17 protein-coding genes and 1 tRNA gene are annotated in these 17,665 nt (G+C 57.6%); 16 read left to right on the top strand and 2 right to left on the bottom strand.

The genetic code is table 11. The features are described 5' to 3' along the window. The first annotated feature begins 49 nt into the window (after positions 1-49). The 4 genes from hflK to J0X12_RS07800 all read left to right on the top strand — a co-directional run bounded on the left by hflK (position 50) and on the right by J0X12_RS07800 (position 4,033). Positions 50-1,144 carry an FtsH protease activity modulator HflK gene (gene hflK / locus J0X12_RS07785; RefSeq protein WP_207043884.1) on the top strand — a complete coding sequence of 365 codons (1,095 nt, stop codon included), beginning with the start codon at positions 50-52 and terminating at the stop codon, positions 1,142-1,144. After that, a complete protein-coding gene (gene hflC / locus J0X12_RS07790) occupies positions 1,141-2,025 on the top strand; it encodes a protease modulator HflC (RefSeq protein ID WP_207043886.1) in 885 nt (294 codons plus the stop codon). Before hflK ends, hflC begins: the two co-directional genes overlap by 4 nt. A 61-nt stretch (positions 2,026-2,086) precedes the next feature. Further along, positions 2,087-2,275 (top strand): DUF2065 domain-containing protein, encoded by a 189-nt coding sequence (locus J0X12_RS07795; RefSeq protein ID WP_207043888.1) that lies wholly within the window; start codon positions 2,087-2,089, stop codon positions 2,273-2,275. 222 nt (positions 2,276-2,497) lie between these two features. Continuing rightward, positions 2,498-4,033, top strand: a complete 1,536-nt coding sequence (locus J0X12_RS07800; protein WP_207043889.1) for a DegQ family serine endoprotease — start codon at positions 2,498-2,500, stop codon at positions 4,031-4,033. 54 nt (positions 4,034-4,087) lie between these two features. Here J0X12_RS07800 and serB read toward each other — a convergent pair whose 3' ends face one another. Next, on the bottom strand, positions 4,088-4,996 hold the full coding sequence (gene serB, locus J0X12_RS07805; protein WP_207043891.1) for a phosphoserine phosphatase SerB: 909 nt from the start codon (positions 4,994-4,996) through the stop codon (positions 4,088-4,090). 19 nt (positions 4,997-5,015) lie between these two features. On the opposite strand from serB, the gene miaA reads away from it, so the two are divergent. The 12 genes from miaA (at position 5,016) to J0X12_RS07865 (ending at position 17,176) form a co-directional block, all read left to right on the top strand. Continuing rightward, entirely contained in the window at positions 5,016-5,993 is a 978-nt protein-coding gene (gene miaA / locus J0X12_RS07810) for a tRNA (adenosine(37)-N6)-dimethylallyltransferase MiaA (protein WP_207043892.1), read from the top strand. Between the two features lie 127 nt (positions 5,994-6,120). Then, positions 6,121-7,884: an acetolactate synthase 3 large subunit gene (locus J0X12_RS07815; protein ID WP_207043894.1), complete on the top strand. Its 1,764-nt coding sequence runs from the start codon at positions 6,121-6,123 to the stop codon at positions 7,882-7,884. 89 nt (positions 7,885-7,973) lie between these two features. Then, positions 7,974-8,486: an acetolactate synthase small subunit gene (ilvN, locus tag J0X12_RS07820; protein ID WP_207043905.1), complete on the top strand. Its 513-nt coding sequence runs from the start codon at positions 7,974-7,976 to the stop codon at positions 8,484-8,486. A 60-nt stretch (positions 8,487-8,546) separates the two neighbouring features. Beyond that, positions 8,547-9,566 (top strand): ketol-acid reductoisomerase, encoded by a 1,020-nt coding sequence (ilvC, locus tag J0X12_RS07825; protein ID WP_207043908.1) that lies wholly within the window; start codon positions 8,547-8,549, stop codon positions 9,564-9,566. A 146-nt stretch (positions 9,567-9,712) separates the two neighbouring features. After that, positions 9,713-10,357, top strand: a complete 645-nt coding sequence (locus J0X12_RS07830; RefSeq protein ID WP_207043912.1) for a hypothetical protein — start codon at positions 9,713-9,715, stop codon at positions 10,355-10,357. Positions 10,358-10,464: 107 nt separating this feature from the next. After that, complete coding sequence (locus tag J0X12_RS07835; RefSeq protein WP_207043913.1) at positions 10,465-10,962, top strand: helix-turn-helix domain-containing protein; 498 nt, start codon at positions 10,465-10,467, stop codon at positions 10,960-10,962. A 455-nt stretch (positions 10,963-11,417) separates the two neighbouring features. Then, positions 11,418-12,458, top strand: coding sequence for a rod shape-determining protein (locus tag J0X12_RS07840; RefSeq protein ID WP_237688037.1), 1,041 nt, complete (start codon positions 11,418-11,420; stop codon positions 12,456-12,458). Between the two features lie 40 nt (positions 12,459-12,498). After that, positions 12,499-13,392, top strand: coding sequence for a rod shape-determining protein MreC (gene mreC / locus J0X12_RS07845; protein WP_207043915.1), 894 nt, complete (start codon positions 12,499-12,501; stop codon positions 13,390-13,392). Then, positions 13,389-13,904, top strand: a complete 516-nt coding sequence (gene mreD, locus J0X12_RS07850; RefSeq protein ID WP_207043917.1) for a rod shape-determining protein MreD — start codon at positions 13,389-13,391, stop codon at positions 13,902-13,904. Before mreC ends, mreD begins: the two co-directional genes overlap by 4 nt. After that, positions 13,904-15,817, top strand: coding sequence for a penicillin-binding protein 2 (gene mrdA, locus J0X12_RS07855; protein WP_207043919.1), 1,914 nt, complete (start codon positions 13,904-13,906; stop codon positions 15,815-15,817). The genes mreD and mrdA overlap by 1 nt, the downstream gene beginning before the upstream one ends. Continuing rightward, positions 15,810-16,946 (top strand): rod shape-determining protein RodA, encoded by a 1,137-nt coding sequence (gene rodA / locus J0X12_RS07860; protein ID WP_207043921.1) that lies wholly within the window; start codon positions 15,810-15,812, stop codon positions 16,944-16,946. Before mrdA ends, rodA begins: the two co-directional genes overlap by 8 nt. A 154-nt stretch (positions 16,947-17,100) precedes the next feature. Beyond that, a tRNA-Lys gene (locus tag J0X12_RS07865) sits at positions 17,101-17,176 on the top strand. A gap of 34 nt (positions 17,177-17,210) precedes the next feature. On the opposite strand, the gene J0X12_RS07870 is transcribed toward J0X12_RS07865, so the two are convergent. After that, the gene (locus J0X12_RS07870) at positions 17,211-17,654 is read right to left on the bottom strand and encodes a hypothetical protein (RefSeq protein ID WP_207043923.1); all 444 of its coding nucleotides are present in this window, start codon (positions 17,652-17,654) and stop codon (positions 17,211-17,213) included. Between the last annotated feature and the right edge of the window lie 11 nt (positions 17,655-17,665).

Below are 17,665 nucleotides of genomic sequence, written 5' to 3' on the forward strand. Positions count from 1 at the left end.
AAGTTAGCAAACGCGCAAATCAGCGTATCAATGAAGGAGATGCAATTCTATGCCTTGGAGTAATCAGGGTGGCAACGACGGAGGCTGGCAAGGCGGCGGTGGTAACCGCGGACCTTGGGGGCAGGGGCCGAGCGGTCAGCAGCCCCCCAATCTGGAAGATATCATCAAGAAGGGCCAGGATCGGTTGAGAGATATCATCCCCGGTGGCGGTGGCGGCAAGATCGGCATCATCATTCTTTTGCTGGTTATTCTGTGTGCATGGCTGATCAGCGGCTTTTACAAGGTTGAGACCACAGAGCAGGGCGTTGTTCTTCGCTTCGGCAAATGGTCGGAAACAACCCAGCCCGGCCTGAACTATCATCTGCCGTATCCGATTGAGACGGTGCTGACGCCTGAGGTAACGAAGGTTAACAGTGTCGAGATCGGCTTCCGCCCGACGCGCGGTGGCGGATCGACTCCGGTTGAGGCGGAAAGTCTGATGCTGACCGGCGACGAGAATATCGTCGATGTCGGCTTTACGGTACTCTGGCGGATCGCCGATGCCGGCAAGTTCCTCTTTAACGTCGATCAGCCGGAGCTCACCATCAAGGCAGTAGGCGAGAGCGCCATGCGTGAGGTAATCGGGCGCACGGACCTGACGGCGGCCATTACCGAAGGCCGGCTATTGGTCGAGACGGAAGTGTTGAAACGGCTTCAGGAAGTGCTCGACGAATATGGCGCGGGCGTTTCCATTCTGCAGGTACAGCTTAAAAATGCGGAACCACCGAGTCAGGTGATTGCCGCGTTCCGCGATGTGCAGGCCGCCGAGGCCGACAAGGAGCGGGCGCAGAACGAAGCGCTGGCCTACGCCAACGACATCATCCCGCGGGCCCGTGGTCAGGCGGAAATGATCCGTCAGGAAGCCGAAGGTTATAAGCAGCGTGTGATTGCCGAAGCCGAAGGTGAGGCGGCGCGCTTTATTTCCATCTATAACGAATATGCCAAGGCGCCTTATGTGACGCGTCAGCGTATCTATCTTGAGACGCTGCAGGAAGTGTTCACAGGTAAGCAGAAAATGATCATTGATATTGGTAAGGACGGAGCGCAAGGCGTTGTTCCCTACCTGCCGCTCAATGAACTGCAGAAAGGGGCGATCAAGAAATGAATAAGACAGTTTTGACAGTTATCGCCATTTTGCTGGTGGCTATCGGTGTGGTTGCTTCCAGTGCCCTCTTTACCGTTTATCAGACTGAGCAGGCGATCGTCATGCAGTTTGGTAAGCCGCAAAAGGTTATCCAGGAACCGGGGCTTAACTTCAAGCTCCCCTTCGTGCAGGATGTTGTCTATGTGGACAAGCGTGTCCTGTCCGTCAGCACACAGCGTGAAGAAGTCGTGACACGGGACCAGAAGCGCCTGATGGTGGATAGCTTTGCCCGGTTCCGTATCGCCAACCCGCTGCAGTATTACCAGTCCTATGGCAATATCCAGATCGCCTATGCGCGACTGGAAACGATCCTGAACTCGCAGCTCCGGCAGAACCTCGGTCGCCAGTCCCTGAACAATATCGTTTCGGGCGAGCGGTCTAACCTGATGAACCAGATCCGGGAACAGGTGAACACGGAAGCCAAGGCATCCGGCATTGACGTGATCGATGTGCGGATCGTTCGGGCCGACCTGCCGAAGGAAAACAGCGAGAAGGTCTTTGACCGGATGCGGTCCCAGCGTGAGCAGGAAGCCAAGGAAATCCGGGCAACGGGTGCGGAAATCGCCCAGCGGATCACGGCCAATGCAGACAAGGAACGCACGGTCCTGATCGCCAATGCCCGGAAGGATTCAGAAATCCTGCGTGGTGAAGGCGATGGGGAAAAGAACCGTATCTTCGCTGACGCGTTCGGCAAGGACGAGGATTTCTTCGCCTTCTACCGCTCCATGCAGGCCTATCGCGGATCGATGTCGGACTCAGACACAACCATGGTGCTGTCACCGACATCGCAGTTCTTCAAATATTTCGATCGACAGAGTGTCACCTCTGAAGAAGACAAATAGGTAACAGTTTTAAAACGGCCCGTATCTGACTGCGGGCCGTTTTTTACAAGAGGCGGGACGCGTGGTAACGGATATTTTGCTGGCGGCGGCGTTGGTGCTGTTTTTTGAAGGCGCGCTCTATGCCCTGTTTCCCGACGGCATGAAGCGGATGATGGTTTCGGCACTTAATACTCCAAGCCATCTCTTGCGTATTTTCGGCCTGGTTTCGGCGATCCTCGGCGTCGTTTTCGTCTGGCTTATCCGCGGATAGCGCGGGTATGTGATTTGAAATTAATGGAATTTTGCATTTAACCAACATTTCTTGACAAACGGGTTTCAATTGCACATTTCTGCCTTAATTGATTTCTAGGTACATACAGCACAATGCACCGGACAATAGCGCTGGTGGATAAAAAAGAGGGGCTAATATTGTCAGTTGATCCTCTGCTCGCGATCTTTGGACCCCGGCAGAGAATCGAATTATAGAAGGAAGATGGACTTGTATAACCGATACTCAGCACTGCCAAAATCGGCGGAGATTGATGCTCGAGCCATAGCGGATCATGCGCAGCGTGCGCGTAAATATGGTGCGGTCATCATATCAACCTTGACGGTTCTCACATTGATGACCGTTTTTTCATTTAATGTGAAGGCGCGGCCGGCGCCGGACAGTTTTGCCGATCTCGTGGAGAAGCTCTCCCCGGCGGTTGTCAATATCTCGACGACCCAGACCGTAAAAGGTCCAAGCGGCGGCTTCCCGAAACTTCCCGATGGTCATCCGTTCGAGGATTTCTTCAAGGAATTCGGAAACAAGGACAAGAATGGCGAGCAGCGCGAACGCAAGGCCACGTCCCTCGGCTCCGGTTTCGTGATCGATGCGAAGGATGGTTATGTGATTACCAATAATCACGTGATTGACGGCGCAGAAGAGATCAAGGTCATTTTCAAGGATGGCGAGAAGTTGGCGGCCACCGTGGTCGGGACAGACCCGAAAACAGACATCGCGGTTCTGAAGATTGATCCCAAGGAATATCCGCTGGTCGATGTCGGCTGGGGTGACAGTGATGATTCCCGCGTCGGCGACTGGGTGCTGGCCATCGGGAACCCCTATGGTCTTGGCGGCACGGTGACGGCAGGTATTATCTCGGCGCGCGGTCGCGATATCCGCTCCGGCCCCTATGATGACTATATTCAGACGGACGCCTCCATCAACAAGGGCAACTCCGGCGGTCCGCTGTTCAACATGGACGGTGAGGTTATCGGCATCAACACAGCGATTTTCTCCCAGTCCGGTGGCAGCATCGGCATTGGCTTCGCGGTTCCATCCGAACTGGCGGTCCCGGTCGTTGCGCAGCTTATCGAGTTTGGCAAGACCAGCCGTGGCTGGCTCGGCGTTGTTATTCAGCCGGTGACCGAGGAAATTGCCGAAGGGCTTGACCTGAAAGATACCGACGGCGTTCTCGTTGCCGGTGTTCCGGAGGATGGCCCTGCGTTCAAGGCGGGCGTCAAGGCCGGTGACGTGATCCTGAAGTTCAACGGCGAAAAGGTCGGCGAACCACGGGAACTTTCCCGCTTGGTGGCGGAATCCAAGGTTGGCTCCGAGGTGAAGGTAGAACTGTGGCGGAGCGGCGAGATCGTGACCAAGGAAGTGACTCTTGGAGAGCTTGAGAAAGCGGAAACCGCGATGGCGAGCGCCTCTCCCTCGGCTCCCGGCAACAGCGACAAGGTGGAACTGCTGGGCATGAAACTGGCCGCGATCAATGACAGCATGCGGGAGCAGTTCAGCATCGGCCCCGATGTCAATGGCGTCGTGGTGACGGATGTCGATCCGAACTCCGAAGCCGCCGAGAAGGGCATCCGCCCCGGTGATATCGTGGCCGAGGCGCAGCTTGAGCCGGTATCAAGTCCCGACCAGATGAAGGAACGGATTGCCGAAATTCAGGAGACGGACAAGAAATCTGTCCTTCTGCTTCTGAAGCGCGGCGATAACTCCCGCTTCATCGCCCTGAAGCTGAACAAGGAAAGCTAGGTTTTAGCTGACCCCAGAAAGGATGGCGCCCCTCGGACGAGGCGGCGCCATTTTTTATGCCTGGACGAATTCGCTTCGCCGGTACCCCTGGTAATAGAGGAGGGTGGTCAGGTCCCCGAAACGGATGGTCGCATCCGCCGCCGCTGCGGCCTTGGCCTTCGCGTGGTAGGCCACACCTAGTCCCGCCGCCTCGATCATCGGTATATCGTTGGCGCCGTCGCCGATCGCCGCCGTTTCCTCCCGTCTGAGCGAATATTCATGACGCAGGGATTCCAGCGTGTTGAGCTTGGCGCTGGAATTGAGGATCGGCTCCGCCGCGACGCCGGTGAGGGCGCCATCGTCGAACAGAAGCTCGTTACTCATATCCATATGGAACCCGACAATTTCGCGGACCCGGCTGGTGAAAAAGGTGAAGCCGCCGGAGACAAGCGCGGTGTAGGTGCCGCTCGCCCGCATGGTTTGCACCAGGGTCCGTGCGCCGGGGGTCAGGGTGACACGCTCCTCAAACACCTGCTGCAGGATCTCTTCGCGGAGGCCCTTCAGCATGGCGACACGGGCGCGAAAGGCCTCGTTGAAATCAAGCTCCCCATTCATCGCCCGTTCGGTAATCGCCGAGACTTCCTCGCGGAAGCCCGCGAAGTCGGCCAGCTCGTCGATACATTCAACGGTGATAATGGTGCTGTCCATGTCGGCCAGGAACAGCTTCTTGCGGCGAAAGCCCGACGGTTGCAGGCAGTAGTCGATCTCCGTGAGCAGCCCCGCCGCCTCTAGGCGCGGTTTTGCCGCCTCTGTATCCAGCCCGTCAAACAGGATGTCGACGGCGCGGTCCGTGTCTAGCCAGTCCGGCGCGGCGCAGTCGGCCCCGGCCTCGATCAGGGTTTGCCGGGCGGTGTCGGCGATATTGCGAATTGTTGGTTGCGCTGTATGATCAGCGACAAGGGTGAGAACCGATTTCTGTGTCATAACGTGAGGCTACAATTCCTTGACGGATAAAAATGCATCGCCAATTCAGCGCCAGGCGGGGGCGGTCCTGTTGGCCGGACCCACTGCCAGCGGTAAATCCGCGCTGGCCATTGCCATAGCAGAGGAATTTGACGGTGTCATCATCAATGCGGACAGCATGCAGGTTTATAGCGGCCTGCGTGTCCTGACCGCCCGGCCGAGCGCGGAAGAGGAAGCCCGCGTGCCGCATCGGCTCTACGGCGTGCTCGACCCGGCCGATTACTGTAACGCCGCGCGCTGGCGCGATATGGCGCTCGCGGAGATCGAGCGTGTGCGCGCCGCCGGAAAGCTGCCCGTGATCGTCGGCGGAACGGGGCTCTACTTCGATATCCTGACCAAGGGCATCGCCGACATCCCGGCTATCTCTGACGAGGTGAGGCGACGCCTGCGGGAGCTTCACAAGCGGGAGGGCAATGCCGTTATCCACAGGATGCTGGCGGAGAAAGACCCGGACATGGCGGCCCGCCTCAATGAAGGGGACAGCCAGCGGCTCTTGCGGGCACTGGAGGTGGTGGAGGAGACCGGCACTCCGCTTGGTGACTGGCAGAAGCGCAGCCCCTCGGGCGATGTTCTGCAGGGCCCGCGGCTCTGGCTCGCCCTGACCCCGGACCGGGAATGGCTGTATGAACGCTGCAACCGCCGCCTCGACTGGATGGTGGCGGAAGGCGGCGCGCTGGAGGAGGTGCGCGCGCTGATGGGCCGCAAGCTCGATCCCGCGCTACCGGCGATGAAGGCGCTGGGCGTGCCCGAGCTGATTGCGGTGCTGGAGGGCAGGCTCGCGCAGGCGGACGCGGTGGATCGAATCAAGATGCTGACCCGGCGCTACGCGAAACGGCAGTTAACCTGGGTCCGGAATAAGATGTGCGAAGCAAATCGCTCTTCTACGCAAGATTTGGAAAGTTTAAAGTCAGAATTCTTTTCATTTATTCGTCGATTTTTGTTGACGACAGAGGATTGAAAGTCTAGTTTCCTCAGCTGGGGCCATACCTATTTGGCCCGAAAGTAACGCCCGGTATAGTGCCGGGCGCTTTTTTTCTATTGCAAGCAAACCGAGACGGCCAAGCAAAAAGATTAGGATCAGGCAAATGGCGAACCAGGAAATGACAGGAGCAGAAATAGTAATCAAAGCGCTTAAGGATCAGGGCGTGGAGGTGATTTTTGGGTATCCTGGCGGCGCCGTGCTTCCGCTCTATGATGAAATTTTCAAGCAGAACAGCATTCGCCATATTCTCGTCCGCCAGGAAGGCGGCGCGGTGCATGCGGCGGAAGGCTATGCCCGTTCCACCGGGAAGCCGGGCGTCGTGCTCGTTACCTCGGGCCCCGGTGCGACCAATGCGGTGACCGGCCTGGCCGACGCGCTGATGGACAGCATTCCCGTTATCTGCCTGACCGGGCAGGTGGCCACCCATATGATTGGCAATGATGCGTTTCAGGAGGCCGATACCGTCGGCATCACGCGTCCCGTCACCAAGCATAACTACCTGGTGAAGGATGCGAATGATCTCGCCCGCACGGTGCATGAGGCCTTCTATGTCGCGACAAATGGCCGTCCGGGCCCGATTGTCATCGACTTGCCGAAGGACGTTCAGCTGGCGTCGGGCAAATATCTCCCGCCGTCAATGGTCAAGCACAAGAGCTACAAGCCGCAGGTCAAGGGCGACCTGAAGGCAATCAAGGCGGCGGTGAAGCTGATCTCAAACGCGAAACGGCCGATCTTCTATACCGGTGGCGGCGTTATCAATTCCGGCCCCAAGGCGTCGAAGCTGTTGACCCAGCTGGTTCGCCTGACCGGCCATCCGATCACCAACACCCTGATGGGCCTCGGTGCCTATCCGGCGTCCGACAAGCAGTTCCTCGGAATGCTCGGGATGCACGGCACCTATGAGGCCAACAACGCCATGCATGACTGCGATGTCATGGTTTGCATCGGCGCGCGCTTCGATGACCGGATCACGGGACGGCTCGATGCCTTCTCGCCGAAGTCGAAGAAAATCCATATCGACATCGACCCCTCCTCGATCAACAAGAACATCCAGGTCGATATCCCGATTGTCGGGGATGTTGCCCATGTTCTGGAAGACATGATCAAGGTCTGGAAATCGGAAGTTCACAAGCCGGAAGCGGGGGCGACGAAAAAATGGTGGGCGCAGATCCAGGAATGGCGCGCGAAAGACTGCCTGAAGTTCGAGCAGAAGGGTAAGGCGATCAAGCCGCAATATGCGCTTCAGCGCCTTAACGAGCTGACCAAGGGGATGGATCGCTATTTCACCACCGAGGTCGGACAGCACCAGATGTGGGCGGCGCAGTATCTGCAATTCGAGGAGCCGAACCGCTGGATGACATCGGGCGGGCTTGGCACCATGGGCTATGGCCTGCCGGCCGCCATGGGCGTGCAGATTGCCCATCCGGACGCGCTTGTTGTCGATGTTGCCGGCGAGGCCTCGACCATGATGAATATCCAGGAACTCTCGACCATCCTGCAGTACCGCCTGCCGGTGAAGGTGTTCATTCTCAACAATGAGTATATGGGCATGGTCCGCCAGTGGCAGGAACTGCTGCATGGCGGACGCTATTCGGAAAGCTATATGGAGAGCCTGCCCGATTTCGTGAAGCTGGCGGAGGCGTTTGGTTCCACCGGATTGCGTTGTACCGATCCGGACAAGGTGGATGACTGCATCAAGGAAATGATCGCCATCAAGGGGCCGGTCGTGGTGGACATGATCGTCGACAAGGCGGAGAATGTTTTCCCGATGGTGCCGTCCGGGGCCGCGCATAACGAGATGCTGCTCGGCGGCGAAGCCGATGGTGCCGGACCGAAAGTCACCTCTGATGGTTTGTCGCTGGTCTAGTTTCCACCGAATTTCATTCGAAAAGCTATGGATTTAACGCTTATGCTGGTTTACAAGAGACCCGCGCTTGCAAAGGGGTTGTCTGGATAATGACTGAAGATACCGAAATATTCCGCCATACCATCTCCGTTCTCGTCGATAATGAGTTCGGTGTACTGGCGCGCGTGGTCGGCCTTTTCTCCGGTCGCGGATATAATATCGAGAGCCTGACAGTGGCTCGAGTGGACGAGACGGAGAACCTGTCGCGGATTACCATCGTCACCACGGGAACGGCGATGGTGATCGAGCAGATCAAGGCACAGCTCGGACGCCTGGTGCCGGTTCACAAGATTGCCGACCTGACCATCGACGGGCCAAGCGTGGAGCGCGAGATGGCCCTCGTCAAGGTGGTCAGCAAGGGCGAGAAACGGGTAGAGGCGCTGCGCATGGCGGATATTTTTCGCGCCCGCGCCGTCGACACCACGGAGGATTCCTTTGTCTTTGAGGTGACGGGTGTTCCCGACAAGGTAAAGGCTTTCATCGGCCTGATGGAACCGCTCGGCAAGGCGGAAGTCTGCCGGACCGGGGTGGTCGCGGTTCACCGCGGCACCGATGTCATCTAGGGCGGTTCACAACAGAATTTGAATACGGACAGAAGTTTATAATCGAGAAGGATAAATAGGATGCGCGTTTACTACGACAGCGATGCCGATGTAAATCTGATCAAAGGCAAGAAAGTTGTCATCGTCGGCTATGGCAGCCAGGGCCATGCCCATGCCAACAACCTGAAGGATTCCGGTGTCAAGGAAGTGGCCGTCGCGCTTCGCGCGGGATCGACCTCTGCGACCAAGGCGGAAGGTGCGGGCCTTAAGGTCATGACCCCGGCAGACGCTGCCAAATGGGGCGACGTGATCATGATGCTGACGCCGGACGAGCTGCAGGCGGACATCTATGAAGAGGAACTCGCGCCGAACATGAAGGACGGCGCGGCGCTTGTCTTCGCCCACGGCCTGAATGTGCATTTCAACCTGATCGTGCCGCGCGCCGACATGGATGTTTTCATGATCGCGCCGAAGGGCCCCGGCCATACGGTTCGCTCCGAGTATCAGCGCGGCGGCGGCGTGCCCTGCCTTGTTGCTGTTCATCAGGACGCCTCCGGCAACGCGCTCGATATCGCGCTGTCCTATGCCTCCGCAATCGGTGGCGGCCGCGCCGGCATCATCGAGACCAGCTTCAAGGAAGAGTGCGAAACCGACCTCTTCGGCGAACAGGCCGTTCTCTGTGGTGGTCTGGTTGAGCTGATCCGCGCCGGCTTCGAAACACTGGTCGAGGGCGGTTATGCGCCGGAAATGGCCTATTTCGAGTGCCTGCATGAAGTGAAGCTGATTGTTGACCTGATTTATGAAGGCGGCATCGCCAACATGAACTACTCCATTTCCAACACCGCGGAATATGGCGAATATGTCACCGGTCCGCGAATTGTAACGTCGGAAACCAAGGCGGAAATGAAGCGTGTTCTGGATGATATCCAGACGGGTAAATTTACCCGTGACTGGATGCTGGAGAACAAGGCCCGCCAGACCAGCTTCAAGGCGATCCGTGCCCGCAACGACGCCCACCAGATCGAGGAAGTCGGCGAGCGACTGCGCGCCATGATGCCCTGGATCGCGGAAGGCCGCCTGGTCGACAAATCCAAGAACTAGGCGTTTTTATACGTCACAGGATCAAAAGCCGGCCTCTGTGCCGGCTTTTTTTTGGCCGTTTGGGAAATGGCCAGCGATTACTGGCGCGGCCCTCTTTCAATTTAATATTGTGAAATCCCCTGTTTTTCGGCATAGTAGACGGCGCGATGCTGAGAAAATGGGGCTGGATAGGGTTCTTGGGGTTTTTCGTCGGCTTTATGGCCGCGACGCTAGGTATTTGCGCGCTGTTTATTGCCGAGTTCCATCGGATAAACCTGGAAATCATCCAGATTGTCGTCATCGTTATTACGGCCATATTCGGTTTCGGCGGCATCTTCCTGCAGAATGTCCTCAGCGGTCGCAATGCCGACTATCTGCGAAACCGCAACATCGCGGAAAATATCCTTATCGTAAAAGGGGTGCTGGTCGAGAGCAATGTCCAGCGCGAAAAGCTGGCCCACATTCTGCACCAGCCGTTGCCGCCTGGTCGTGAGGAGGTGGAACGCCAGCTGCGCCTGACTCTGCTCAAGAACGGGTACGGGACCTTCGATATTTTCAAGGCGCTACCCTTCATGACTGGGCCGGAGCTGCTGAAAGGCTTCGAGGGAAAAGCAATCGAGATTTGCCTGCAATATGGTACCAATTTTGACGAGTTCTTTCGGATACTCCGGAATGAGACCGAAAATAGCGCGGATAAATTTACTCAATTGCAAATTGAAATTGAGGATTGCGGCGATAAATATGTGCGGGCAATCGGGCTTCTGGATAGCCAGTATGAGGCGCTTTTTGCCAGTTTTGCACAGCAGGCATAGACCGGCCTTGCCGGGTGAATATAGCAGTTAGTTATAATTCCTGTTGCAATTTATATAACAAAATGCTATATATGGGTCCAGTGGTATAACAAATTTCGGTGAGGACGATGGCTGAAGAGACGAAAATGCCAATGGGACGGATTCTAGGACCTGTTACCGCGGCCAGTCCTGGCTACGCGCCCTGGACCCCGCAAAACGTGGAGGTGTCTATCCAGAGCCCAGACAAGGAAAAGAAAATTGCCGATCTCGAGGAGAGGATGCAGGCCCTGCAGGAGCGGGTCGATGCGCTTGAACAGAAAATGACGGAGCTGCAGCAGGAACCGGAACCGGCGGAAGCGGAGGCGGAGCCGCAGATGACGGCTACGCTCTTTTCAAGGAAGAAGGCGGTTGTCCTGCCCGAGATTCGGGAAAAGCTGCGCAAAGGAGAGAATCCGCTGCGGGTCTATCGCGAGCATCGCGGCCTGACCGGAAAGCAGCTCGCCGAGGCGGCCGGCGTCTCGCAGGCCTATATAAGCCAGCTTGAAACCGACCGGCGGGCGGGAACGACCGAAGTGATGAAGAAAATTGCCGAAGCGCTGAACGTCAGCCTCGACCGTCTGGTCTGACGGCGGGCCGTTTACGTCGATATATCCGTGAACATAAGGCCTTACTGGCCCTCAACTTGAAAAGCCGGCTGTTGGCCCGGCTTTTTTTATGACGCGACGGGTCTCGGGGAAGGGTTAATGGCGGGAATTTTTCGAATATTCTATTCAAATTATGGTTAATGACATTTGCGTAATTGTCCCATCTGCTTTACAAATCAGTTGCCTGAAGTTGAGAAAAAATCGTATTTGTCTGCGTATGGTGGGAAAAAATTAACTATCTTCTGCAATGATTGTTCGATGTTGCCAATGGCTGTGCAAACAGGCGTCACAGGTGGCATAGGGCGCGGGTGTCGGCACCTCAGGCAGGAGACGCATTTTGACCGGTCTGTAGCAGATATAGGATGTTGGTGCGCGTAGTGTGAAAAATGCGGGGTCCGGGTGCCGGATTCCTTGAAATGAGTGTGTGAGGCAGCTTAATGTTAAACGGATTACTCGGCTGGATGTCAGCCGATATGGCCATCGACCTTGGAACCGCGAATACGCTGGTTTATGTCAAGGGCCGCGGTATCGTATTGAATGAACCTTCGGTTGTGGCAATCCTGCATAGCAAGGGCAAAAAACAGGTTCTCGCCGTTGGCGACGAAGCGAAGATGATGCTGGGCCGGACGCCGGGCAATATCGAGGCAATTCGACCCCTTCGCGACGGTGTTATCGCCGATTTCGAGATTGCCGAGGAAATGATCCGTCACTTTATCCAGAAAGTCCATCACCGCCGTAGTTTTGCCCGTCCGCTGATTATTATCTGCGTTCCGTCGGGATCCACCGCCGTTGAACGCAAGGCGATCAAGGAGGCGGCCGAGAATGCCGGTGCGCGTCAGGCGATCCTGATTGACGAGCCAATGGCCGCCGCGATCGGCGCCGGGCTACCTGTGACCGAGCCGACCGGCTCCATGGTCGTCGATATCGGCGGCGGGACGACGGAAGTCGCGGTTCTCTCCCTTGGCGGTATTGTGTACTCAAAAAGCGTCCGCGTTGGCGGCGACAAGATGGATGAGGCGATCATCGCCTATATCCGCCGCAATCATAACCTGCTGGTCGGCGAAAGCTCGGCCGAGCGGATCAAGAAGCTGATCGGATCCGCCTGTGCGCCAGAGGACGGCGAAGGCGAGACCATGGAAATCCGCGGTCGCGACCTGATGAATGGCGTGCCCAAGGAGCTGATTATCAGCCAGCGGCAGATCGCCGAAAGCCTGGCTGAGCCTGTGGGCGCCATTATCGAGGCCGTGAAGGTCGCCCTGGAACATACTGCGCCGGAACTGGCCGCCGATATCGTTGACAAGGGCATTATCCTGACCGGCGGCGGCTCGCTTCTTGGCAATTTTGATCATGTTTTGCGTCAGGCCACGGGTCTTCCCGTTTCCATCGCCGAGGAGCCGCTTTCCTGCGTCGCTATCGGCACGGGCCGGGCGCTCGAAGAGATTAAAACGCTCCGCCACGTTTTGAGCGGAGAAAACTAAACCCTTGGACAAACGGAATTTCGGTCCGGAGGGCAGATAGATGGCACCTCGACAGGGTAAGGTCTTTAAACTGGCATGGCCGCTGAAAACGATTATTCAGCGTTCCGCTTTCCTTGCGCTGATTTCCCTCGCCATTGCACTTCTATTTCTCGGCAAGGCCAATATCGGCGTGGTGGAGAAGATGCGGACCACCGCCACCGATTTTCTTGCCCCGATCCTCGCCACCATCTCTGAGCCCGTCGACGCCTTCCACAAGGGGGTCGCCCGTGTCCAGAAGCTGACCAGCCTGATCGAGGAGAATGAACGTCTCCGCGAAGAAAACGCCCGCCTTCTGAAGTGGCAGGCCGCCGGCCGCACGCTGGAGCAGGAGAACGAGAATTTTCGCCAATTGCTGAACGCGCTTTCCGATCCGCTGGTGCTGCCGATCACGGCGCGCGTGGTCGGCGACTCCGGTGGTCCATTTGTCCGAACCTTGCTACTGAACGCCGGACGGCGGGACGGGGTCCGGGTCGGGCAGGCCGTGGTGGCGCCGCTGGGTCTTGTTGGCCGCATCGCCGAGGTGGGGGAACGTTCGGCGCGGGTCCTGCTTCTGACGGACCTTAACTCCCGCATTCCCGTGGTCATGGAGAAGTCGCGCCATAAAGGAATCCTGGTAGGGGACAACTCGTCCTCGCCGCTGCTCGACTTCCTGCCGACCAATGCGAAGGTCGCGCCGGGTGACCGCGTGGTTACGTCAGGTGATGGCGGTATGTTGCCGGCCGGACGCCCCATCGGGTTTGTATCTTCCGTCACGGAACGGGGCATCCGCGTGCAGGCCTATGCCGACTGGACCCGTCTGGAATATGTCAGCGTGTTGCGCTATGATTTGCCGGGCATGAGCAGCCCGGACATGAACCCCGGCGATCTTGGCGAAAGCAGATTGGATGCAAAGTGAGCCAGACTCTCGCCTATCAGTTTAACCGGCTATTGCGCGGCAGTGTGCCGTTCGCGATAACGGTACTGCTGGCGCTGATGAGTGTGGTTCCGATCGGGATTTCCGGCTATGCCATTGTCACCCCGTCCTTCGCCGCCATTTCCGTCTTCTACTGGAGCATCCACCGGCCATACCTGATGGGCGCGCCGCTCTGCTTCGTGCTGGGGCTTTTATCCGATTTCCTGACCGGGGCGCCGCTCGGCCTGTCGTCCTTTCTCTATCTGCTGATCCATGCCATTGCGGTGTCGCAGCGGCGGATATTTATCGGCAAGGCCTTTGTCCTCACCTGGTTTGGCTATTTCCTGATTGCCTTCATAATTGCCATTTTAAGCTGGATCATTGCCTGCCTCTATTCGCTGGCCATTCTGCCGCTGACGCCGATCCTGGTACAGTATGCGCTGTCGCTGCTGGTGTTCCCGCTGTTTGCCTGGGGATTTGGCATGCTCCAGAATAACCTGTTGAGGCTGACCTGATGGCCGGCGACCAGCATAAGGAAAAAGGCAAGGTCTTTACCCGCCGCTCGCTCCTGATGGCGGGCGGGCAGGCCGTGCTGATGTCGGCGCTGGCCGGGCGTCTTTACTATCTGCAGGTCATTCACTCGGATGAATATTCGACAATGGCCGATGAAAACCGGATGAATCTCCGGCTGCTGCCGCCGCTCCGGGGCCGTATCGTTGACCGTTTCGGGCTCGAGGTTGCCAGTAACCGCCATAATTATCGCGTTGTGCTGATCCCGGAACAGACCAAGAGTGTGGAGGCCACCCTTGATGCACTGGAGCAGTTCGTCCCGCGGGAAATGATCGACCGAGAGCGTGTCCTGAAGGACGTCAAGCGCAAGCGGAGTTTCGTCCCCATTCCCGTGGTCGATAACCTGACCTGGGAACAGTTCGCCCGCATCAATGTAAACAGCCCCGACCTGCCGGGTATCCAGATGGATGTCGGCTCGACCCGTGATTATCCCTATGGCAAGCTGTTTGGCCATATTGTCGGGTATGTCGGTGCGGTGTCGGAAAAGGACCTGCAAAGCCAGGAGTATGACCCGCTTCTCGAGTTGCCGGAATTTCGCATCGGCAAGAGCGGGATCGAGAAATATTACGATAAAACCCTGCGCGGCAAGGCCGGCCTCAGTCGGGTCGAGGCAAATGCCTATGGCCGGATCATCCGGGAGTTGAACCGTCAGGAGGGGAAACCGGGCAATGACGCGATCCTCACCATCGACAAGCAGCTCCAGGAATTCGCGGTGCGCCGCATGGGCGAGGAGAGCGCAGCGGCGGTCGTGATCGACATTCATTCGGGCGATATCCTCTCGATGGTATCCGTACCCTCCTTTGATCCGAATGCCTTTGCCCGCGGCATAAGCTCCACTGAGTGGAAAGCCCTGATCGACGATCCCAAACGCCCGCTCGGTAACAAGGCGGTCGGCGGGCAGTATCCGCCCGGCTCGACCTTCAAGATGATCGTCGCCCTGGCGGCGCTTGAGGCCGGGGTGGTCACCGCGGGACACCAGGTTTTCTGCAATGGTCATACACAGCTGGGCAAGCATCGCTTCCATTGCTGGAAACGCGGCGGCCATGGCAAGCTCAACCTGGAAGACGCGATTTCCCAGTCCTGCGATATCTATTTCTATGACATCGCCCGCAAGGTTGGCGTCGACAACATCGCCGAGATGGCCCATCGCTTCGGCCTTGGCGAGGAACTCCATATCGACATGCTGGGTGAGCGGGATGGCCTGATCCCGACCAAGGCCTGGAAACTGGCGGTGCAGGGAGTGCCCTGGCAGCTCGGCGAAACCTATAACACCGGGATCGGTCAGGGCTATGTGCTGACCACCCCGTTGCAGCTGGCGGTAATGACGGCGCGTCTTGCCAATGGCGGTAAGAAGGTGTCGCCGCGCCTTGTACGGTCGATCACCGGTGACATCCTGGAAGGGGCGGTTCTGCCACATCCGGAACCGGAACTCGAAAACCTTGATTTAGGGATTAGCCAGAAGTCCTTAAAGCATGTTCTTAATGGCATGTATAAAGTGGTGAACGGTCCGCGCGGGTCGGCGCGTGCCGCGAAAATCCGCGTCGAGGGCTGGGAAATGGCGGGCAAGACCGGCACCGCGCAGGTTCGCCGTATTACCCGCAAGGAACGCATCGAAGGGGTGCGGAAATCCGATGAAAAACCGTGGGAGGAGCGGGACCACGCCCTCTTTGTCGGCTATGCGCCCTTTGACGATCCGCGCTATGCGGTTTCCGTAATTGTCGAGCATGGCGGCAGTGGCTCCGCTGCGGCGGCGCCGATTGCCCGCGACCTGTTGCAGGAGACGCTCCGTCTCGATCCATTGCGCAAGCCGAGCTATGATATCGCCATCCGCCGCCAGAACGGAGGCGGCGATGCTTAGGGAACTTGGCGCCAAGAATGTCCAGCTGCCGCTGTCGCGGAAAATCTGGGATATCAACTGGGGCTTTGTCCTGCTGATCTGCGCAACCGCGTCCATCGGCTTCCTGATGCTGTATTCGGCGGCCAACGGCAATCTGGAGCCCTGGGCCTCACGACAGATGATGCGCTTCGGGGTCGGCCTGATCCTGATGTTCGTGGTCGCCCTCGTCGACATACGGGTCTGGCTCAATCTCGCCTATCCGCTTTACGCCATTGCGCTGATATTGCTCGGTGCGGTCGAGGTAATGGGCGTCATCGGCATGGGCGCGCGGCGATGGATCGACTTCGGGCCGTTCCAGCTGCAACCGTCCGAGGTGATGAAAATCGCGATTATCCTGGCGCTGGCCCGGTATTTCCACAATATCGGCCTGGAGGATGTGCGCCGGATTCGCTGGCTGATCCCGCCGATCCTGCTGGTGCTGGCGCCGGTGGCGCTGGTCTTGCGCCAGCCTGACCTCGGCACGGCGCTTTTGCTTGCGGCGGGGGCGGGGATCGTCTTTTTTGTTGCCGGGGTGCGCCTGTGGAAATTTGCGGTGGTAATCGGCACGGCCATTCCGGCCGGTTTCTTCGCCTTCCAGTTCCTGCATGAGTATCAGAAAAAGCGCGTTCTTACCTTCCTCAACCCGGAGAATGACCCCCTTGGCGCGGGCTATCATATCCTGCAATCGAAGATCGCGCTCGGCTCCGGCGGGGTGTTCGGCAAGGGGCTCCTGCAGGGCACGCAGAGCCATCTCAACTATCTGCCCGAAATGCGCACTGACTTTATCTTCAGTATGCTGGCAGAGGAATTTGGCATGGTCGGCGGGCTGTTGCTGTTTGCGCTCTATATCCTGCTGATTGCCTATGGCTACGCCATCGCCTACCGGTCGCGCAACCATTTCGGCAAGCTGCTGGCCATTGGCATGACCGGCATCTTCTTCCTCTATATCTTTATCAATGTCGCCATGGTCATGGGAATGGTACCGGTGGTCGGCGTGCCGCTGCCGCTGATTTCCTATGGCGGGACGGCGATGCTGACCCTGCTCATCGGCTTTGGCATGATCATGAGCGTCTATATCCACCGCGACATCGATATTCCGGGCAAGCGTTAAGCGCCGGAGAAATCGCTAAACTCGCCTCTTGTCGGGGTGGAATTCCTGTGCTAAACAGTCGCTCCCGGTGCGGAAGCTGACCGTTTTTGTGCCGTGATACCTCTCCGCAAGGGCGATGTCCTTCCGGTCAACCACGATAGATGACACATATTGTGGGCGCTTAGCTCAGTTGGTAGAGCAGCTGACTCTTAATCAGCGGGTCACAGGTTCGAACCCTGTAGCGCCTACCATTTCCCGGAACATAGAAGACACTTGAGGGAGATGTCAGTCCTGCCGGACTTTCATCAATTCCTGCATTTTCGACGTCACAAATTCCTCGGCATCCGCGAACATCGTGGTGGAGACCAGCTCGACCTCGAAATTCTCGGCCCGTGCCTTGGCTTTGGCGAGCGAAACCAGCAGATTGTAGGCAACGTCCAGGGTGACGACAGCGCCGCGAATATACCGGATGCCGCCCTCATACAGAAGGGCGTTGAGAAAGGACATGTCGGCGGGGGACAGCTCGATCTCATAGCCACCGCGATTATCGAGGATATAGAAGAAGTTAGCCGTCTTGTTGATCTCCAGGACATCCTTGAAAACAATCGCCCGCTGGCGTCGATCAATCGGTCCGGTCGCCTTGATCAGGTAAAGTTTCTCCACACCGTAATCATGCACGTGTAAATCACAGTTGTCGTAAGACTTTGCCGATGTGACTGTTGGTTTCATCTCGTGTCGAA

The organism is Sneathiella sedimenti (assembly GCF_017313765.1).
Classification (GTDB): Bacteria; Pseudomonadota; Alphaproteobacteria; order Sneathiellales; family Sneathiellaceae; genus Sneathiella; species Sneathiella sedimenti.